The organism is Chitinophagaceae bacterium (assembly GCA_016710165.1).
Taxonomy (GTDB): Bacteria; Bacteroidota; Bacteroidia; order Chitinophagales; family Chitinophagaceae; genus Ferruginibacter.
In genome coordinates, this window is record JADJLJ010000001.1 from 1,051,993 (window position 1) to 1,071,258 (window position 19,266).

The following is a 19,266-nucleotide window of genomic DNA, read 5'->3' on the forward strand; positions in this document are numbered from 1 at the left end:
AAAAGATAGATGGTTTGCGGATGCAGAAGTTTAATCAACAGCCATTTTCTTCATAAAAAAACCGGCCACCTGGTGACCGGTATTATTTTTCAAATAGGGTGATCTGATTACCTTAAGAAAAGCAGCTCCCTGTATTTCGGCAATGTCCAGTATGCATCGTCCACCAGCAATTCCAGTTTATCTACGTGGTAGCGGATAACATCAAAGTATTTACCCTTCACATGGTCGCAGTACGTGATGGCTTTTGTACGGGTATCTTCAATTTCATTTGCCTTCTTCCTTTCTTCGATCATCTTCTCCACGTTGTCGCTTATCTCGTTGATGTGGGTGCTGATGGCCTCCAGTACCTGCTTCTGGTTGGCATAGGCCGTTTCAGAAAGACCCACTTCTTTCAGCCCTTTGATATTGCCGATAAGTACATTCTGGTATTTAATGGCAGAAGGAAGAATGAATGTAGTAGCCAGGTCTCCCATTACCCTTGCTTCGATCTGAACTTTTTTGATGTAGGCTTCCAGCATGATCTCATGACGGGCTTCCAGTTCCACGTGGCTGTACACTTCATTGCTCTCAAAAAGATGCTTGGATTTATCCGTAACATATGCATCCAGTGCAAGCGGCGTTGTTTTCACATTGGCCAGCCCGCGTTTGGCTGCTTCCTTTTCCCACTCCTCACTGTAGCCATCTCCTTCAAACAGGATGGTCTTGCTCTCCACAATATATTTCTGTATCACCTGCATGATGGCCACTTCTTTTTTCTCGCCTTTCTCGATCAGCCCGTCCACATCCACTTTGAATTTCCGTAAGGTTTCCGCCATGATCGCATTCAATGTGGTCATGGAGATGGCGCAGTTGGCAGAAGAACCCACTGCACGGAATTCGAATTTGTTCCCGGTGAATGCAAAAGGAGAAGTACGGTTACGGTCGGTATTATCCAGCATGAGTTCCGGTATACTCTTATGTATATCCAGTTTCAGCATGGCTTCATCCTGCTCATCAAATTTGCCCGATACCCGGGTCTCCACCTGGTTCAATACCTGCGTTAAATATTTACCAATAAAGATGGAGATGATGGCAGGCGGCGCTTCATTGGCTCCCAGGCGGTGATCATTCCCTGCACTGGCAATAGATGCCCGCAGCAGGTCGGCATAATCATGTACTGCTTTGATGGAGTTAACAAAGAAGGCAAGGAACATCAAATTTGTTTTCGGCGTTTTTCCGGGTGCCAGTAAATTAACCCCGGTATCCGTAGCCATGCTCCAGTTATTGTGCTTACCGCTTCCGTTGATGCCGGCAAATGGTTTTTCGTGCAATAAACATTTCAGTCCATGACGTTTGGCAACCCTTTCCATAATATCCATCAGCAGGGTATTGTGGTCAACGGCCAGGTTGATCTCTTCGAAGATCGGCGCACACTCAAACTGCGCAGGTGCCACTTCATTATGACGGGTGCGGATTGGAATGCCCAGTTTATAACTCTCCTGTTCAAAATCCCGCATGAATGCATAAACCCTTTCCGGTATCGCTCCAAAATAATGATCATCTAACTGCTGGCCTTTTGCAGGTGCATGGCCAAAAACGGTACGGCCTGCCAGGAGCAGGTCGGGACGGGTATTTGCCAAACCGGCATCGATCACAAAATATTCCTGTTCCCATCCCAGGGTTGCAGTAACCCTTGTGATGTTCTTATCAAAATACTGGCAAACATCCACAGCGGCTTTATCCAATGCCACCAATGCTTTTAATAAAGGTGTTTTGGTGTCTAATGATTCACCGGTATAGGAAACAAAGATGGTTGGTATGCACAAGGTCTTGCCCTGTCCGATCTCCATGATAAAGGCCGGGGAAGACGGATCCCATGCAGTATAACCTCTTGCTTCAAACGTTGCCCGCAGGCCACCACTTGGGAAAGAAGATGCATCCGGTTCCTGTTGTATCAATGCAGCGCCTTCAAATTCTTCGATAGGCGTACCATCGGATTTTAACGTAAAGAAAGAATCGTGCTTTTCAGCAGATAAACCTGTCAGCGGTTGAAACCAGTGGGTAAAGTGAGTAACCCCTTTGCTTTCTGCCCATGCCCGGATGCCATTGGCGATCTGTGAACCCATGTTGCGGTCAATTTTTTTACCGCCCCGGGTTGATGCAACCAGGCTTTTGTAGGCTTCATCACTCAGGTACTTACGGGCCACCAGCAGGGTGAACACATTCTCATTGAAGATCTCAGTGATCTTGCCCGGGCTCTCCACAACTACTTTGGGGAGGCCTTTACCAAGATTGTCTAACGCTTTAAAACGTAAAGATTCCATACATTTTTTGATTTTAAGTCACAAAAAAACATTAAATCTTTCTATAAAACAATATTTTTTAAAATAAATTGTAAAAAATAGGGGTAACCTGGTTAAAAAAATTAATATTATTTTAATTTTTAAACTTTACCCTATCCCAGGCAATTGAACAGAGTAATGGGGTGATCATAAAGGGAAGATAGAGGCTCCGGTAGCGCACAATGGAGCCCAGGTTGGGTACGATATAGCCGATGAGCAGAAAGAGGGAGAAGCAGAAACTAAGGGCAAAAAGCAGAAAAGGAGTATTGATATCATTGAGGTCCCTTCTTCGGAAAAAAAGGAATAACAGGAAGGTTGCCTGGTAAATAAAAAGTTCGATATTCAAAGCTAGCAGCGACTTTACCGGAAGCTCCCATAAATAAGGCCTCAGCAAAACATGATTGAGAGCCTGGGGCGCATTGGCGGCAAAGCTTTTGAAATGAGGATCAAGTTTGGTAAGCTCAATCTGGGTATCCGATGGGCCGAGATCTAAATACTCCGCCTGCCGCTGGGTGATCAGTTCAAGCGGTTTTATTCGGGGGAAAACGGAACTGATATTAAAGAGCAGCAACCCGGTTACCAGGTAAACGGCAGCAAAGGTAATGGCAGTATTCCATTTATATTTTGAACAAAGAACCCAGGCGATCAATGCCGGGACCAGGGCGATGAAGATAAAATGCCTGATCAGAAAAAGCAGGACCAGGGTGATACTTATTAAAAGGATCCGTTTTACACCAGCCTTATTCTCCCCAAGCGATCGGTGGATCGTATAGATCAAAACAGCAAGCAGCAGGAATACCAGGCCATCTTTATGGATCCCCGATGAAAAATACATGGCAGAAGGCAAAAGAAAGCAACCGGTGATGACCAGCCATTGCCGGCCCGGATAAATTTTCATGAACAGTTTATACAGCGCCACATGGCCGAAGAACACGAGGAAATTAAAGAACAGGCTGTTGATATAATAATCGCCCCGGCTGAAGATATTGAATACAGAGACCAGTTTGATGAGGATATTACCCCGCAGGTCGTTCCAGAAGGAATTAAAAGAACTGAACATGCCTCCGTAGCCGCCGGGGTAATCCGAAGTAAAAATATTGCTGAAGTACTTTGCCGGATCCGTGAGTAAAAGCCGGTACTCATTCCATGCCTCCCGGTTAATGTCCCAGTAATCATTGCCGCTGCCGTAAAAATGGAGTGAAAGCCAGCCAATGGCAATTCCGGCAACGATCTTAAAAAGAAAAAGTCCGAGTATTACCTTACGGTCGATGCCCGACTTCTTTATGGCCGGGATCCGCAGCAGCAACCAGCTTAACGCAACCAGGTAAACAGCAAATAACAGGTAATTCAATGCGGTGCATTTTGGTGTGGGAAGATAGTTAAAATATTTGCTTTGCGGGTCAGGATAAAAGGCAGGCAGTTGTTACCTTTGCGTTTTCACCCAGTTCCTCATCAGATTTATGGAAATAACAGTAAAAACAGCCGAACAACTAAGACTGACAGCAGAAGAATTTGAACTCATAAAACAAAAGCTCGGACGCACGCCCAACTTTAATGAACTCTGTTGCTTCAGTGCCATGTGGAGCGAACACTGCAGTTATAAGAATTCCATCAAGTGGTTAAAGACACTGCCCCGGGAAGGGAAAAAAATGCTGGTAAAGGCCGGCGAAGAAAATGCCGGGTTGATGGATATCGGCGACGGCTATGGCGTAGTTTTTAAAATTGAATCACACAATCACCCATCTGCTATTGAACCCTTCCAGGGCGCTGCAACGGGCGTGGGCGGCATCAATAGAGATATTTTCACCATGGGGGCCCGGCCCATCGCTTCGTTGAATTCTTTGCGCTTTGGAAAACTGACCGAAGCAAAGACACAGCATTTGCTGGCGGGCGTGGTGCATGGCATTGGCCATTATGGAAATTGCTTTGGCGTACCAACTGTTGGCGGTGAGGTTTATTTTGAAGAATGTTATCATACCAATCCATTGGTGAATGCCATGAGTGTTGGTATCTTAAAGAATGGCGGAACCGTTTCTGCCACTTCCGGTAATGTAAAAGGCAACCCGGTTTTTTTTGTTGGAAGCGCCACGGGTAAAGATGGCATTGGCGGGGCAAGCTTTGCCTCGGCTGATATTACGGCAGACAGTGCAGAAGACCTGCCTGCCGTTCAGGTTGGAGACCCCTTCCAGGAAAAAAAACTATTAGAGGCCTGCCTGGAAGTGATACAAACAGGTGCCGTGGTAGGCATGCAGGATATGGGCGCTGCCGGGATCATCTGCTCCACTTCTGAAATGAGTGCAAAGGGAGAAGCCGGAATGCGGATTGATCTCGATAAGGTTCCGACAAGACAAAAAGATATGAAGGCATGGGAACTGCTTTTAAGCGAAAGCCAGGAGCGTATGTTACTCGTTGCAGAAAAAGGAAAAGAAAAACTGGTACTGGATGTTTTTAAAAAGTGGGACCTCCCCTGCAGTGAGATCGGTGAAGTAACAACCGATGGCATGCTTCAGTTTTACATGCATGGAAATCTGGAAGCGGAATTACCGGCTTACGAACTGGTGCTTGGCGGCGGCGCCCCGCAAAATTCAAGAGATTATACCGAGCCGAAGTATTTTGAAAAGATAAAAGCATTCAATGCAAATAGCATTGCCATACCAACAGACCTGAAAGCCGTTGCAGAGCAGCTGATTCAGATTCCCAACATTGCCAGCAAACGCTGGGTATATGTTCAGTACGACAGCATGGTGGGTACCGGCAATGCCAGTACCAATGCACCAAGCGACGCCGCCATTGTTATTGCAAAACCAACCAAAAAAGCGCTGGCACTAACTACAGATTGCAACAGCCGCTATGTTTTTGCCGATCCGTATAAAGGCGCCATGATCGCGGTGGCAGAAGCCGCCAGGAATATCGTTTGCAGCGGCGGACAACCATTGGGCGTGACCAACTGCCTCAACTTTGGAAATCCTTTCGACCCCGAAGTGTATTACCAGTTCGTTCATGCCATCAAAGGCATGGGTGAGGCCTGCGTGAAATTTGATACCCCGGTAACAGGGGGCAATGTAAGTTTTTACAACCAGGGACCGGATGGGGCGGTATACCCTACCCCTACCATTGGCATGGTGGGATTATTAGAAAGCCCGGATGATAAGATGACCATGGATTTCAAGCAGGAAGATGACGAGATCTATTTAGTAGGTACCCAACGCAACGACATCAACTCATCGGAATATTTACACAAGATACATGGCGTGGAATATTCCCCGGCTCCTTATTTTAACCTGGCAGAAGAATTTGACGTGCAGAACGAGGTTAAAAAAATGATCCATAAAAAACTCATCAGTTCGGCACACGATATCAGTGAAGGCGGTTTATTTATTTCCCTGATCGAAAGTTGTTTCAACCGGAATTTGGGGTTCTCCACACCCCTCTCCATTGGAGAGGGACTGGGGGTGAGGCCAGATGCTTTCTGGTTTGGCGAAAGCCAGAGCCGGGTGGTGGTTTCTGTTTCGAAAGAGAACAGGAATGATTTTAACATGCTGCTGGAGAAAATGGAAATGACGGTTACCTATCTTGGGAAAGTAACATCGGGCCAAATCAGTATCAACGGCGAGGATTGGGGAACGGTGAATGAATGGAAGAACAAGTATGAGAATGCCATTGCCAATTTACTGGCGGGACATGAGAGCGAACATGCATTAACGGCGTTATAAAATCTATCAATGAGTTTAGAAAAGAATCAGAATAAATCAGGGTCGTTAAAAGCCCCTCCTTCGAAGGGGTTTGGGGAGACTATAGTAGTCACCGGCGCCGCCGGCTTCATCGGGAGCTGCATGGTCAGTTACCTGAACCAGCAGGGATATGAGAACCTGATCCTGGTAGATGAATTTGATGATGAAGCAAAAGAACTGAACCTGCTGCACAAAAAATACCTGGTGAGGGTGGAGCGGGAAGATTTTTTTGAATGGGTGCAGAAGGAAAAGCCGGCCGTTGCATTTGTCTTTCACCTGGGCGCCCGCACCGATACCACCGAATTTGATTATTCCATACACCAGCACCTGAACGTGGAGTATTCCCAGAAAATCTGGAACTGGTGCACGACGAATAATATTCCGCTGGTATATGCTTCCTCTGCTGCTACATATGGCGAAGGCGAACTGGGTTATGATGACAACCATGAGATCATTGAGCAGCTTCGCCCGCTGAATCCGTATGGCATTTCCAAGAACGAATTCGACAAATGGGTGCTGCACCAGGAATGCCATCCCCCCTTCTGGGCCGGGTTGAAATTCTTTAATGTATACGGCCCCAATGAATACCACAAGGCAAGAATGGCCAGCGTGATCTTCCACTCCTTTAACCAGATAAAACAGAACAGCAAGGTAAAACTCTTCCGTTCACATAAAGAAGGCTACGAGGACGGCGAACAACTGCGTGACTTTATTTATGTGAAGGATGTGATCGCTGTTTGTTACTGGCTTATGGAAGAAAGCATGAATCGTCAGGCGTCAGCCGTGAGTTCCTCACTCACGACTCACCACTCACGACTCACTTCTGCTATCTACAATTTAGGCACAGGCAAAGCCAGGACTTTCAACGACCTGGTTAAAGCCACTTTTGCAGGGCTGGATATGCAACCACAGATCGAATACATCGACATGCCCGAAGACATACGGGATAAATACCAGTACTTCACCGAAGCAACGATGGATAAATTAAAAACTGCCGGTTATACGAACGGATTTTATTCGCTGGAGAAAGGGGTGGATGATTATGTAAGGAACTACCTGGCGAAGAATGAGTTTTATTAGAGCCGGGTTAATATGCTTCTCCCGTTTCCATGTCTACCTGGTAATACTTAAGTTCCATTTTATACACTGATTTTTTTTCGCCGGTATTGGCGGCATAATTCAATGCAGACGATTTTAAAAAAACATGTTTGCTCTTCCTGGTCAATCCTTTGATGCCAAAGAAATAAAATGTATTCTCCCTGCGTACCAGTTTTGAATATTTATCCCCCGAATTGATGAAAATATCTGTGCCATCACAAAATCCCCAAACAGTCCTGCTGGGATATTCCGAATTCCCGTCTTTTACATACAGGATATCACCCATTTTACTCTCCCGGAGTTCATATTCCCTTATGGATGGGGAATTTGCTTTAAACTCTTCAAAATCTTTATAAACTCCTTTATTTAACACAACAGACTTCAATATCGGTACTTCAGTCTTCTTTGAATACTCCCGGTATATCTCATTAAATGATAATTTTCTTCTTTTTGCAATGATCTCCCCAGGATTAATGTCAGCCAGCTTAACCAACGATTTCTTTAAGGTTGAAGTAATAAATGAACCGGCGTTGTCAACAAACCGAAGCCCTTCGTAATCATTCAATCTGTCTTTATACGTAAAGATTGAGTCGATCCTGTATAGCGGGTAAAAAATACTGTCTCTTTCCAGGTAAAATTCAAGTTTACAAAGTACGCCGGCATCCCATTCATTCGTGAGCGGAGTGGTCTTATCATCGTCAAACCCGGTCTTATCTGCCTCGGGAGACAGCCAGAGTTTTTTTACTACGATCAACAGATTATTCTTTACCGAATCATTTTTCCGGCATTGCAGGTATGCACTTATCCATTCGGCAAAACCGTCTTTTAAGGTAGGTGAACAATAATAGATCTTTGACCAGCTATCATAGCCTTTTTTACCAGCCTCCCCTGGTTTTATTCCATGCTTAAATGCCTCGCTCCTTTTGATATAATAATACCCTACCGCACCTGAATCGTCCCGGGCATCAATGACATTAACGGAACGGATCTTATCACCTAATGAATTGGGAAGACTCTCTTTAGCAAGATTGATCTCCAGCTTATTATTAAAATCAATCATTTTTGCTTCAAACTGGGCAAAAGCCGGAAGAATCGTGAGCAGAACAAGAGTTAGGAATGATACTGTTCGCATACCAGGGTAAAATTTTCTCTAAACTATTAATCCTTTTCGTTATGAAACTAAGTTTTTTCCAACAAAATCCCTCCCCAAATTTCCTCCCCCCGAATATTCCACTTATCTTTGCATGACCTTCAAGATTTTATCCCGAATTTTCCTGGTCATATTTATTAACCGCAGCCTTCATCCCGAAAAATAAGGGAGTGGTTGTAAAATTATTTTTTATGGCTAAGTACATTTTTGTAACAGGTGGTGTTACTTCTTCATTAGGAAAGGGAATCATTGCTGCCTCCCTGGCAAAACTCTTACAAAGCCGCGGCCTCAAGGTCACCATACAGAAATTTGATCCCTACATCAACGTCGACCCCGGCACGCTGAATCCTTATGAACACGGCGAATGCTATGTTACGGACGACGGGGCCGAAACAGACCTTGACCTTGGCCATTACGAACGTTTTTTAAATACCCCTACATCACAGGCCAATAATGTTACCACCGGCCGCATTTATCAAACGGTGATCAATAAAGAACGGGAAGGCGCTTATTTGGGAAAGACCGTACAGGTCATTCCGCACATTACGGATGAAATAAAACGCCGGATGCTCCTGCTGGGTTCCGAAGGCAAATACGATATTGTTATAACAGAGATCGGCGGCACCGTGGGTGACATCGAAAGCTTACCCTTTGTGGAAGCCGTAAGGCAGATCCAGTGGGAACTGCCGGAGGAGGATTGCGTGGTGGTTCACCTTACCCTGATCCCCTACCTGAAAGCCGCCAAGGAACTGAAAACAAAACCCACCCAGCACAGCGTTCGTATGCTGAGCCAGGAAGGGGTGCATCCCAATGTGATCGTTTGCCGTACCGAACACCCGCTGAGCGATGACCTGAAGAAAAAGATCGCCCTGTTCTGCAATGTAAAACCCAATGCGGTGATCGAGGCCATGGATGCGGGTACCATTTATGAAGTGCCGCTGAAAATGCTGCAGGAAGGCCTGGACGTGATCGTACTGAAAAAATTACAGATAAACGGCTATGCTGCCCCGGAACTCACCAAATGGCGTGGCTTCCTGGATAAATTAAAATACCCGCACAGCAAAGTAACCATCGGGCTGATCGGAAAATATATTGAACTGCAGGATGCGTACAAATCCATCCTGGAATCTTTCATACATGCCGGTGCCATCAATGAATGCAAAGTGCAGATCGTAAATGTGCACAGCGAATTCATTACCGATGAGAACGTAAAAGAAAAACTGAAGGACCTGGATGGCCTGCTGGTTGCACCAGGCTTTGGCAACCGGGGTGTGGAAGGAAAGATCATTGCCGTGAAATTTGCCCGCGAGAACAAGCTGCCCTTCTTTGGTATTTGCCTGGGCATGCAGATGGCCGTGATCGAATACGCCAGAAATGTATTGGGATGGAAAGATGCGCATTCTACCGAGATGGATACCAAAACCCCTCACCCTGTGATCGACCTGATGGAAGACCAGAAGAAAGTGAGGAATATGGGCGGCACCATGAGGTTGGGTGCATACCCCTGTGATATCAATAAAGACAGCCTGGCCTATTCCATTTACGGGACCACCCATATCAGCGAAAGGCACCGCCACCGCTGGGAGTTCAACAATAAATACCTGGCCGATTTTGAAAAGGCCGGGCTGGTACCCAGCGGAAAGAATCCCGGTACGGGCCTGGTGGAGATCGTGGAATTAAAGGATCATCCGTTCTTTATCGGCGTACAATTTCATCCCGAACTGAAAAGCACGGTGGAGAATCCCCAACCCGTTTTTGTCCATTTCATAAAAGCTGCCAAGGCCTTTGCCGAAACCAAAGAGTCGGTGAAAAACCCATTGCTGCAGAGTGAAATGATATGATGACCACGGACGACTGACCACTGACCACAGTAATGTACTTCGGTTGTCGGTGGTCAGTCATCGGTGGTTGAAGTAAATTATTGCTGTTATTTGTATGCAAAAACTAAGCATGGCTGAACTCAACCGTAAGTCGGTGGAAGAGTTCAAACGTTCCCGGAAAATTCCTGTGATCGCTGTATTGGAAAATATCCGAAGCGCCTATAATGTAGGCAGTGTGTTCCGTACGGCCGATGCATTTTTACTGGATGCCATTTACATCACCGGCTATACCTGTGTTCCTCCCCATAAAGAAATAAAGAAAACAGCCCTGGGTGCAGAAGAAACGGTTGACTGGAAACATTTTGCCAACGCAACGGAAGCAATAAAAGATTTACGGGAAGAAGGATATAAAGTGTATGCCGTAGAACAGGCAAAAAACAGCCACATGCTTCAGCAGGTGGATTTTAAAAGCGATGAAAAAATAGCCGTTATATTTGGCAATGAAGTGACGGGTGTGGAGCAGGATACCATCCTGCAATGCGACGGATGCATTGAGATCCCTCAACTGGGGATGAAACATTCGCTGAACATCGCCACCGCAGCCGGCGTGGTGCTGTGGGAGATAATCAGGGGCAGGATCTCACAGGCCTCCGTTGAACATTGATCATTGAACATTGTTTATTGAACATTTGAATGAGGACAATAAAAAAATATCTCTCCCTCGTAAAATTCGCCCACACCTTTTTTGCAATGCCCTGTACCCCTTACCTCTAAAGGGGAATTACCTATTTTTGCACCTACTTTATAAATGACATCAATAAAAAAATACCTCTCCCTCGTAAAGTTCGCCCATACCATTCTTGCAATGCCCTGTACCCCTGACCCCTAAAGGGGAATTACCTATTTTTGCACCTACTTTATAAATGACATCAATAAAAAAATACCTCTCCCTCGTTAAGTTTGCCCATACCATTTTTGCAATGCCCTTTGCATTGATCGGTTTTTTTAGGAGTTAAAGATTTAGAAAGAATTCCCTGGCTTAAAGTTTATAAATTCTGGGAATTATCAGTGTTCGATAAAACAAAACTCTTACTTTATCACCAATGGTGGTTATTTATTTTAGTCATCCTCTGCATGGTCTTCGCCCGTTCTGCCGCCATGGCCTTCAACCGCTGGCTGGATAAGAACTTCGATGCAAAAAATCCACGCACGGCCATCCGGGAAATTCCGGCCGGCGTAATTAAGGCTAACAATGCCTTGTTGTTTGTGATCGCCAATTGCCTGTTGTTCATTGCCTGCTGTTTTTTCATCAACCGGATATGTTTCTATCTTTCGCCGGTAGCCCTGTTCGTGATCCTGTTCTACAGTTATACCAAACGTTTTACCGCTTTATGCCATTTGGTGCTGGGCGTTGGTTTAAGCCTGGCTCCCATTGGCGCTTACCTGGCGGTTACCGGGGAATTTGCCCTGCTGCCCATTCTTTTTTCTTTCACCGTTCTGTTCTGGGTAAGTGGTTTCGATATTATTTATGCCCTGCAGGATGAGGAATTTGATAAAAGCAACCAGCTTCATTCCATACCTGCTGCGGTAGGCAAAGCAAAAGCATTAAGGATCTCGGAACTGCTGCATGTTCTTTCTGCAGCCTGCCTGGTGTATGCAGGGATCCACGGCCATTTCGGTACCTGGTACTGGACCGGCGTTGCATTCTTCACGGGCTTACTGATCTACCAGCATTTACTGGTGAAGCCCAACGACCTGAGCAAGGTAAATATGGCATTCTTCACAACCAATGGCATTGCATCGGTTGCTTTCGCCGTGTTTGTAATACTGGATCTATTTTTGAATTGATGCCGGATACCGGATACAGGATATGAAACGTCAACTATCCTGTATCCGGCATCCTGTATCCTGTATCCTGTATCCTGTATCCTGAATCTTGTATCTTCGCCCCATGGCACGCATCCTCGCAATAGACTATGGCGGTAAAAGAACCGGGCTGGCCGTGACCGACCCCTTGAAGATCATTGCCACCGGCCTGGAGACCATTGATTCAAAAGAGCTCATCTCCTGGTTAAAGAATTATTTCTCAAAAGAAGAAGTAGAACTCATCATCATCGGACTGCCGAAGAACTGGGACGAATCCGATACCCACGGCACTCCCCTGGTGGAGACAGCGATAAAAAAAATACAAAAAGAATTTCCAGCCATTCCCCTGAAGACCGTTGATGAACGCTATACTTCCAAAATGGCCAAAGACGCCATGCTGGAAATGGGCATGAAAAAGAAAGACCGCCGGGATAAGAAGAATGTAGACATCATAGCGGCTACCATCATGTTGCAGGAATACCTTCAATCAAATGTTTAAGTGTTGAATTGCTGAATTGTTGATAAGAGTTAATTTTGCAAAAGAACCAATTAACCAATTAACAAATTAACAAATGACCCTTCCGATAGTAGCATATGGTTCACCGGTCTTACGCAAGGTTTGCGATGACATAACAGCGGACTACTCCAACCTGGACAAACTGGTTGCCGACATGTGGGAAACCATGTACAACAGCAATGGTGTTGGGCTGGCGGCACCGCAGGTAAATGTTCCCATCCGCCTGTTTGTAATGGACAGCGAGCAGGTTTTCCTGAACCAGGAAGAAGATGAAAAAGACGAATACCCGGATGCACCAGGTTATAAGGGTGTTTTCATAAATGCACATATCACCAGGTTGAATGGCAAAGAATGGTCTTACAACGAAGGGTGCCTGAGCATTCCCAAAATACGGGAAGATGTTTACCGCAACGAAGAAGTTGAAATTGAGTTTGTGGATGAAAACTTCCAGCCACACACCCAAACATTCAACGGCCTGACAGCCCGTATCATACTGCACGAATACGATCATATTGAAGGAAAACTCTTCATAGACCATATAAAGCCCCTTAAAAGAAAATTATTGAAGCGGAAACTGGATGATATTTCAAAAGGAAAGATCCACGTTGATTACCGGATGGTATTCCCCAAATAACCGTCCATTTCAGGTATACCTTCCCGTAATTCCGCCCCGGTTTAAAGCGGTGATTCCTAAATAATTATCCACAAGTAAACATTTTTAAGATATACCCATATCTGGGTATTGCATAATCCGATAAATGATTATACTTTAGTATGGTAATATATCTTTCACCCTTAAACATTGCTTATGAGAAAAGTACGACTCTTGCTTTTTACAGTTGGTATTTTTTTCTCTCTTGGTTCATTTGCCCAAAGTGTTACTCCAGCTACCCTGAACGCAACAGGTGGTAATTATCCATTTACCTACTACTACGTTGAGTGGAGCTTCGGAGAATCCATGGCCATTGAAACCCTGTCTGAATCAGCAGCATCAAATATTGTTGTTACCAGCGGTATTTTGCAGCCAGGCACCCATAACCCTGCCACCATTAATAACAATGGCACCTGGGACAGAGATGAGATCAAAGTACTGCCAAACCCCACCCCCGATGTTCTGGAGATCGATTTCTTCAGTAAACAATCAGGTAAAGTCACCATGAGCCTTTATGATGAAACAGGAAGGTTCCTTGGCAACAGGCAGTTTGATTATTATGGCACAGGCCGGATCGAAAAATGGAGCCTGGGCCGTTATCCTTCAGGAATGTACTTCCTGAATATCCAGCTGGCGCCTACCGGTAACTCGGTCAGTAAAAAAGGCACTTTCAAAGTACAAAAGATCAGGTAACAGCATTTAAATTTTATCCATCAAAAATAAAACCATGCAACTCATGAAAAAGTTATTATTAACGATAACAGGTTTTGTTCTGACATTACTCTCCTTTGCACAATCACCCAATTTATTGAACTACCAGGGTGTGGCTCGCAATGGGGTAGGTAATGTACTACCCAACCAGCCTGTTGGTTTGCGATTAAGTATTTTGAACGGAGGCCCTACAGGCCCTGCCGTTTACAGTGAAACAAGGAATGTGACAACCAATATGTTTGGCTTATTTAATGTACAGGTGGGAAGCCCGGGAGCCATTACTTCCACAGGCACCGTTGCCGGTATCAACTGGACAGCATTTGGCGCAGGAAGCGGCACCAAATTTCTAAAGGTTGAAATAGATGCCCAGGGGGGTACCAATTATTTTAATGTTGGCTCCACCCAACTGGTAAGTGTACCGTATGCCTTGAACGCAGCTGCTGCTGCCCCGGTAGGACCAGCCGGCGGAGACCTGTCCGGCACCTATCCAAATCCAACCGTGGCAAGAATACAGGGAAGGTCCGTTTCTGCAGCTGCCCCGGCCAACAAAAATCTATTGATGTGGGATGCAGTGTCTACCTCATGGATACCTGCAACCGCAGCACAGGCCGGCGTGGTGAGTGGTACAGGCACACTGAACATGGTTGCCAAATGGACACCCGACGGAACAACGATCGGGAACTCACAGATCTTTGATAATGGAACCAATGTGGGTGTTGGCACGCTGACCCCGACAAATAAACTTACGGTAGCAGCCGGGGATAATGACGGCATCGCCATCAACAATACCGGTACAAACTTTGCCAACGCTGTTTTAAGTTTTGCCAATACCACCACAGCTCCTGCCCAGACAAATGCAGCCAGCATCGCACTTAAATCAGGCGCTACTGACCGGGCATTGCAATTTGGTAATTTCTCAACCGGTTTGGCAGCAACCGATATCAGTTATAATTTCCTGAACAGTGCCACAAACCCCATTGTTAGCATATTAAACAGCGGTAATGTTGGAATTGGCCAGGTGGCTCCAACGGGAAAACTGGAAGTACTGAATGCAGGAACAAATAACAGCGTATTGATCAATCAAAACAACGCAGCAAATACCACGAATGCTGTGTTGGTTGATAATGCCAACCTTAGTTCCGTAGGATTCGGCAATAGCTCACTGCTTGCAAGAAGGGGTGCAATTTCTGGCAATACATTCCTGTATGTGAATGTTCCTTCCGCTGCAACCGGAATATCAAGTACCGGTATAGGTCTGCAAGGTACCAGTGAATCGGTCTTTGGCGTGGCAGGTCTTTCTTATAATGGTGTAGGTGTTCAGGCTACCTCTGTAAACACAGGAACCGCTTTAGCAGGTACTTCCATAGGAACAGGGGGCATAGCCGGTGATTTCAGTATCGGAAATGCGGCGAACATTGCCAACGTCATCCGTGCCCTGAATGCCAATGCTACTGCCGGGGCCACGAGTTCTGTGAACGGCGGCGGTAACAGCATATTTGGACGTAAAGGTCCCGGACTTGGAACTTACCTGACCAATCCGGCAGGTGTTTATGGTAGTTCAAGCAATGCAAATGGTGTAGGTTTAGCTGGATTAACTCTTACGAATATTGCAACTTTTGGTGGTACTGTTCAAACAGGTGTTGGTGTACTGGGACAAACATTTGGTACAGGTGGTGTGGCAGTATTTGCAGTGGGCGCAAGCAGCCCAACATCATACGCCCTGGTAACAAATGGCCTTGTTCAGATCCAGGGACAAGGCGCTGCATTAAACAGCATTTTAAGAAGCGATGCGGTTGGTAATGCCACCTGGGCTACTTTAGCAAGCGTTGGTGGCGTATCTGGTACAGGTACGTTGAATTATGTTCCAAAATGGACCCCGGATGGAGCTACCATAGGAAATTCCCTGATATTTGATGACGGAACGAATGTTGGTATCGGAACCACCACCCCTACTGCAAACCTGCAGGTTGCCAATGCAAACCTGACCAGTGCGGGTGATTTCAATAATAACAATGCGGGTAATACTGTTGCAGCACTAAGGGCTTTTAACAATGGTGCGAATATCGGATCAGTTGGTATGTGGGCCCTTTCTACCGGAGGTTCCGGGTACGGACCTATCTTCCCTACTGCAGCGATTGGTGAATCTTTTTCACAAAGAGGTATCCTTGGTGTAAGTAATGCGAATGTTGGTGTGCATGGTGCTTCCAATACCAGCATTGGTGTTGTAGGCGAAAGCTATGCATCTACCGGCAATGCAGGCGTTTATGGAAGTGGCTTAGCTCCCAACAACTTTGGTGTTGTAGGTAATGCAGCGGCTGGTACAGGTGCCGGTGGTTATTTTACCGGTGGTACTACCGCCTTAAGGACTTTAGGGGGCGTACAACTTACCGGTATCGGTGAAGCTGCAGGAAGGGTATTAACAACAGATGCGGTTGGTAATGCAACATGGCAGGCATCAGTAGCAAGGTCTGCTGGTATCTCCATGCGTGGCTTTACAGTTCCGGTAGTTATCCCGAATGCTGTTTCTACACCAATTACACAATGGGCAGTGGTTGATAACGAAGATGGCGGGGCCAATTATAATGCCGGCACTGGTGAATATACAATTCCTGTAACCGGGGTTTACCAGATAAATTGTTCTGTTGCCTGGAGTCCTGGAATTGTATCAAATGATATGAGGATCCAGCTACTTGTAAATGGAGGCTTTGAATATGAAACCCTTGATCAATCTGGTACAGGGGGTGGTTATACTTTCCAAAACCTTTCTTATTCAAGGAGATTTACTGCCGGACAAAGAGTTAATGTGCAATTGGTTCAGTTTTCCGGAGCCAGTCAAACAACACAGGGCTTTTCAGCATCAAACAGTTTGTCAATACAATACCTTCACAACTAAATTTTATATATGAAAAAGATTTCGCTATTAGCAATATCAATAATCACCTGTTTTTTTGCCAGTGCACAATTTGCATCTGCACCTGCAACAAATTCATCAAAGTCGTCCCCGGCTGGAGCCAAAGCAGAACCAACCATAAACGGCAAGCCGTACAGCCAATATAAAGCGGAGGTACAGGCAAAAGAACAGGCAGCTAAGAATAATGTGGCACAACAACCACAGGTTCCGGAGCAATTCCGGTTAGACCCGGATAAAAAATGGTCGAGCCCGGCACCTGCAGCTGCTCCAAAAGTTGAGACACAAAAAACAGTTGCTGTTGTAGCTTCGCCTGCAGTAAAACCTGTTCAAACCAATGCGGCACCTACTGCACCGGCAACACTGGTTACCCCGCCTGTTGTAAACATAGCAGCAGATACCCAGCAGGCTGTTCCGGCTGAATCACCGGCCAGGATCGGCAGAGCCGAAGATCTGAAAGCTCAACCGGTACAAACCGAGAAGCCAAAGGGCCAGCAATAACCGCTTAATTAAAGATATATTTACCTTGCAGGTATGATTAAAAAGATCATACCTGCTTTTTTTTGCCTCTATCTCTGCACTACATCCTTTGGCCAGGCAAGTAACGATAGTGTGGTTACTATCGGCAAGAAGAGCATCACCCTCAGCGAAGTGGTGGTAAACAATAAACTCAACATCCCGGTATTCATTGAACGGATAAAGAACGACACTTCCTTTTACAAAGCATTCCGAAACCTGCGTGTGCTCGGCTTTACTGCCATCAACGACATCCGCATGAACAACAGTGATGGTAAAATAAAAGCGGGATTGCATAGTAAAACAAAACAAATAAGAAGGAATGACTGCCGTACCATGGAAATACTGGAAGAACAGGTGACCGGTGATATCTATGATGAGAACCATGACTTCAATTACTACACGGCCCAGATGTATGCTTCTCTTTTTTTCACCAAAGATTCCGTTTGCGGCGAAGACAATATTGTTGCCGGCCGGGAATTCAGCACGTCGGGTAAAAGCGGCATGGAAAAACACAAGGAACAACTGAAAATGCTTTTCTTCAATCCCGGCAAACGGATCAACGGCCTTCCCTTTATCAGCAATAAAACTGCCATTTACGATGACGAGATGGCCGGTCTTTATGATATGAGCATCGACATGGGCATCTACAACAATACCAATTGCTATATATTCATCCAAAAGGTGAAACCGGAGAATAAGGGTTCGGTGGTGGTTGATGAAATGACCACCTGGTTTGATGACCGTACCTTTGAAGTACTGGCAAGGAATTATTCCCTGAGCTATGATGCAGCGGTTTACGATCTTAAAGTGACTATGGAAGTGGTGATGACCCGGTATGGCGAATACCTGGTGCCTTCACTCATACGTTATAACGGCAACTGGAAAGCCATCTTTAAAAAACGGGAAAGAGGCGTTTTCACTGCCACCCTGTTTGACTTTAACTAAAAAAATCCGTCCGCTTATCCCAATTTGAACATTTCTTAATCATTAGAAACTTATTTTTAACCCATGAAAAAGATCCTCCTTGTTATTCTTGCAATAACCTCTATCCGTGCAGCAGCACAAACCGGCAGCCGGGATTTTAAAGCCATTGATGAGTATATAAAAGGCCTGGGCGCTATGGAAGGCATGAGTACCGCCACCATCAACAACGTGGTGATAAATCATTTTGAAGACAAGATCGACAAAGCCCGTGCTATCTATACCTGGATCGCAATGAACATAATGTACGATGTAAAGGCAGCACGTACCAACAGTACCATGAAGAATACCCCGGCCGATGTGCTCTTATACAGGAGGGCAGTTGGCGCAGGCTTTGCGGCCCTGTTCCAGGATATGTGCAGCATTGCCGGGATCCGTTGCCTCACCGTGGACGGGTTCGTAAAAACAAGCATCGAACAAATCGGAGAAAAAGGGACCGATATCAACCATACCTGGGCTGTGGTTCAACTGGGCCAAAGCCCCGATACCTGGTATTACGTTGACCCGGCATGGGGCAGTGGGTATGCAGATGCCGAAATGAAAACATTCACCCGGTCGTTCACCGGTGCATATTTTTTTGCTGATAAAGCTGCTTTTAACCTGCAGCATTACCCCGACAATGAAGCCTGGAAACTGGGACCCGGCCCGAGAAGCAAAAAAGATTTTTATGGCCTGCCACTGGTAAAAGTGGCAGCGCTGGAGTTTGACATGAAAAGGTTCACCCCCAACGATGGCAAACTGAAGGCCAAAGTGGACAAACCCGTTTATTTCACTTATGTGATTGGTGGCCGGGATGAAATAAGCAAAGTTTCACTGGCCATTGGTGAGCGTAAAAAATATAAACTGAAAGAGGTTGACTTTGCTTACGCCGGAGGATCCCTCAGTTTCAGTTACAAATTTGAAGAAGGAAGTTTCCCGGTTACCGTACTGGTGAACGGACGTGAACTGATGACCTATTCGGTGGAAGTAGATTAAATTAAAAGGCCTCATTG

Annotated in this window: 15 protein-coding genes; 12 read left to right on the forward strand and 3 right to left on the reverse strand. The window is 45.7% G+C overall.

All coding sequences use genetic code 11. The features are described from left to right. Positions 1-107 precede the first annotated feature (107 nt). Positions 108-2,303: a glutamine synthetase III gene (locus IPJ02_04685; protein ID MBK7374866.1), complete on the reverse strand. Its 2,196-nt coding sequence runs from the start codon at positions 2,301-2,303 to the stop codon at positions 108-110. 112 nt (positions 2,304-2,415) lie between these two features. Then, on the reverse strand, positions 2,416-3,672 hold the full coding sequence (locus tag IPJ02_04690) for a hypothetical protein (GenBank protein ID MBK7374867.1): 1,257 nt from the start codon (positions 3,670-3,672) through the stop codon (positions 2,416-2,418). A gap of 109 nt (positions 3,673-3,781) precedes the next feature. Between IPJ02_04690 and purL the strand changes: the two genes are divergently transcribed. Together purL and rfaD are read left to right on the forward strand one after the other, a co-directional pair. After that, positions 3,782-6,034 (forward strand): phosphoribosylformylglycinamidine synthase subunit PurL, encoded by a 2,253-nt coding sequence (gene purL, locus IPJ02_04695; protein MBK7374868.1) that lies wholly within the window; start codon positions 3,782-3,784, stop codon positions 6,032-6,034. 9 nt (positions 6,035-6,043) lie between these two features. Next, complete coding sequence (rfaD, locus tag IPJ02_04700; GenBank protein ID MBK7374869.1) at positions 6,044-7,132, forward strand: ADP-glyceromanno-heptose 6-epimerase; 1,089 nt, start codon at positions 6,044-6,046, stop codon at positions 7,130-7,132. Between the two features lie 7 nt (positions 7,133-7,139). Here rfaD and IPJ02_04705 read toward each other — a convergent pair whose 3' ends face one another. After that, a complete protein-coding gene (locus tag IPJ02_04705) occupies positions 7,140-8,282 on the reverse strand; it encodes a hypothetical protein (GenBank protein MBK7374870.1) in 1,143 nt (380 codons plus the stop codon). Between the two features lie 209 nt (positions 8,283-8,491). On the opposite strand from IPJ02_04705, the gene IPJ02_04710 reads away from it, so the two are divergent. From IPJ02_04710 to IPJ02_04755, 10 genes are all read left to right on the forward strand, one after another. Beyond that, positions 8,492-10,141: a CTP synthase gene (locus tag IPJ02_04710; protein MBK7374871.1), complete on the forward strand. Its 1,650-nt coding sequence runs from the start codon at positions 8,492-8,494 to the stop codon at positions 10,139-10,141. Between the two features lie 109 nt (positions 10,142-10,250). After that, positions 10,251-10,784, forward strand: a complete 534-nt coding sequence (locus IPJ02_04715; protein ID MBK7374872.1) for an RNA methyltransferase — start codon at positions 10,251-10,253, stop codon at positions 10,782-10,784. A 470-nt stretch (positions 10,785-11,254) separates the two neighbouring features. Continuing rightward, entirely contained in the window at positions 11,255-11,968 is a 714-nt protein-coding gene (locus tag IPJ02_04720; GenBank protein ID MBK7374873.1) for a UbiA family prenyltransferase, read from the forward strand. Between the two features lie 103 nt (positions 11,969-12,071). Next, on the forward strand, positions 12,072-12,485 hold the full coding sequence (gene ruvX, locus IPJ02_04725) for a Holliday junction resolvase RuvX (protein ID MBK7374874.1): 414 nt from the start codon (positions 12,072-12,074) through the stop codon (positions 12,483-12,485). 73 nt (positions 12,486-12,558) lie between these two features. Beyond that, positions 12,559-13,137 carry a peptide deformylase gene (locus IPJ02_04730; protein ID MBK7374875.1) on the forward strand — a complete coding sequence of 193 codons (579 nt, stop codon included), beginning with the start codon at positions 12,559-12,561 and terminating at the stop codon, positions 13,135-13,137. Between the two features lie 174 nt (positions 13,138-13,311). Beyond that, positions 13,312-13,848, forward strand: a complete 537-nt coding sequence (locus IPJ02_04735; protein MBK7374876.1) for a T9SS type A sorting domain-containing protein — start codon at positions 13,312-13,314, stop codon at positions 13,846-13,848. A 43-nt stretch (positions 13,849-13,891) separates the two neighbouring features. Further along, positions 13,892-16,759, forward strand: coding sequence for a hypothetical protein (locus IPJ02_04740; GenBank protein MBK7374877.1), 2,868 nt, complete (start codon positions 13,892-13,894; stop codon positions 16,757-16,759). A 9-nt stretch (positions 16,760-16,768) separates the two neighbouring features. Beyond that, positions 16,769-17,275 (forward strand): hypothetical protein, encoded by a 507-nt coding sequence (locus IPJ02_04745; protein MBK7374878.1) that lies wholly within the window; start codon positions 16,769-16,771, stop codon positions 17,273-17,275. A gap of 33 nt (positions 17,276-17,308) precedes the next feature. Continuing rightward, positions 17,309-18,238: a hypothetical protein gene (locus IPJ02_04750; protein ID MBK7374879.1), complete on the forward strand. Its 930-nt coding sequence runs from the start codon at positions 17,309-17,311 to the stop codon at positions 18,236-18,238. A gap of 63 nt (positions 18,239-18,301) precedes the next feature. Continuing rightward, positions 18,302-19,249 carry a hypothetical protein gene (locus IPJ02_04755; protein MBK7374880.1) on the forward strand — a complete coding sequence of 316 codons (948 nt, stop codon included), beginning with the start codon at positions 18,302-18,304 and terminating at the stop codon, positions 19,247-19,249. Positions 19,250-19,266: the final 17 nt, after the last annotated feature.

Bases quoted from the DNA above. Each gene is read 5' to 3' on its own strand.
- IPJ02_04735 (MBK7374876.1), top strand. From the start codon at position 13,312: ATGAGAAAAGTACGACTCTTGCTTTTTACAGTTGGTATTTTTTTCTCT.
- rfaD (MBK7374869.1), top strand. From the start codon at position 6,044: ATGAGTTTAGAAAAGAATCAGAATAAATCAGGGTCGTTAAAAGCCCCT.
- IPJ02_04710 (MBK7374871.1), top strand. From the start codon at position 8,492: ATGGCTAAGTACATTTTTGTAACAGGTGGTGTTACTTCTTCATTAGGA.
- IPJ02_04705 (MBK7374870.1), bottom strand. From the start codon at position 8,282: ATGCGAACAGTATCATTCCTAACTCTTGTTCTGCTCACGATTCTTCCG.
- IPJ02_04730 (MBK7374875.1), top strand. From the start codon at position 12,559: ATGACCCTTCCGATAGTAGCATATGGTTCACCGGTCTTACGCAAGGTT.
- IPJ02_04715 (MBK7374872.1), top strand. From the start codon at position 10,251: ATGGCTGAACTCAACCGTAAGTCGGTGGAAGAGTTCAAACGTTCCCGG.
- ruvX (MBK7374874.1), top strand. From the start codon at position 12,072: ATGGCACGCATCCTCGCAATAGACTATGGCGGTAAAAGAACCGGGCTG.
- IPJ02_04740 (MBK7374877.1), top strand. From the start codon at position 13,892: ATGAAAAAGTTATTATTAACGATAACAGGTTTTGTTCTGACATTACTC.
- purL (MBK7374868.1), top strand. From the start codon at position 3,782: ATGGAAATAACAGTAAAAACAGCCGAACAACTAAGACTGACAGCAGAA.
- IPJ02_04745 (MBK7374878.1), top strand. From the start codon at position 16,769: ATGAAAAAGATTTCGCTATTAGCAATATCAATAATCACCTGTTTTTTT.
- IPJ02_04685 (MBK7374866.1), bottom strand. From the start codon at position 2,303: ATGGAATCTTTACGTTTTAAAGCGTTAGACAATCTTGGTAAAGGCCTC.
- IPJ02_04720 (MBK7374873.1), top strand. From the start codon at position 11,255: ATGGTCTTCGCCCGTTCTGCCGCCATGGCCTTCAACCGCTGGCTGGAT.
- IPJ02_04750 (MBK7374879.1), top strand. From the start codon at position 17,309: ATGATTAAAAAGATCATACCTGCTTTTTTTTGCCTCTATCTCTGCACT.
- IPJ02_04755 (MBK7374880.1), top strand. From the start codon at position 18,302: ATGAAAAAGATCCTCCTTGTTATTCTTGCAATAACCTCTATCCGTGCA.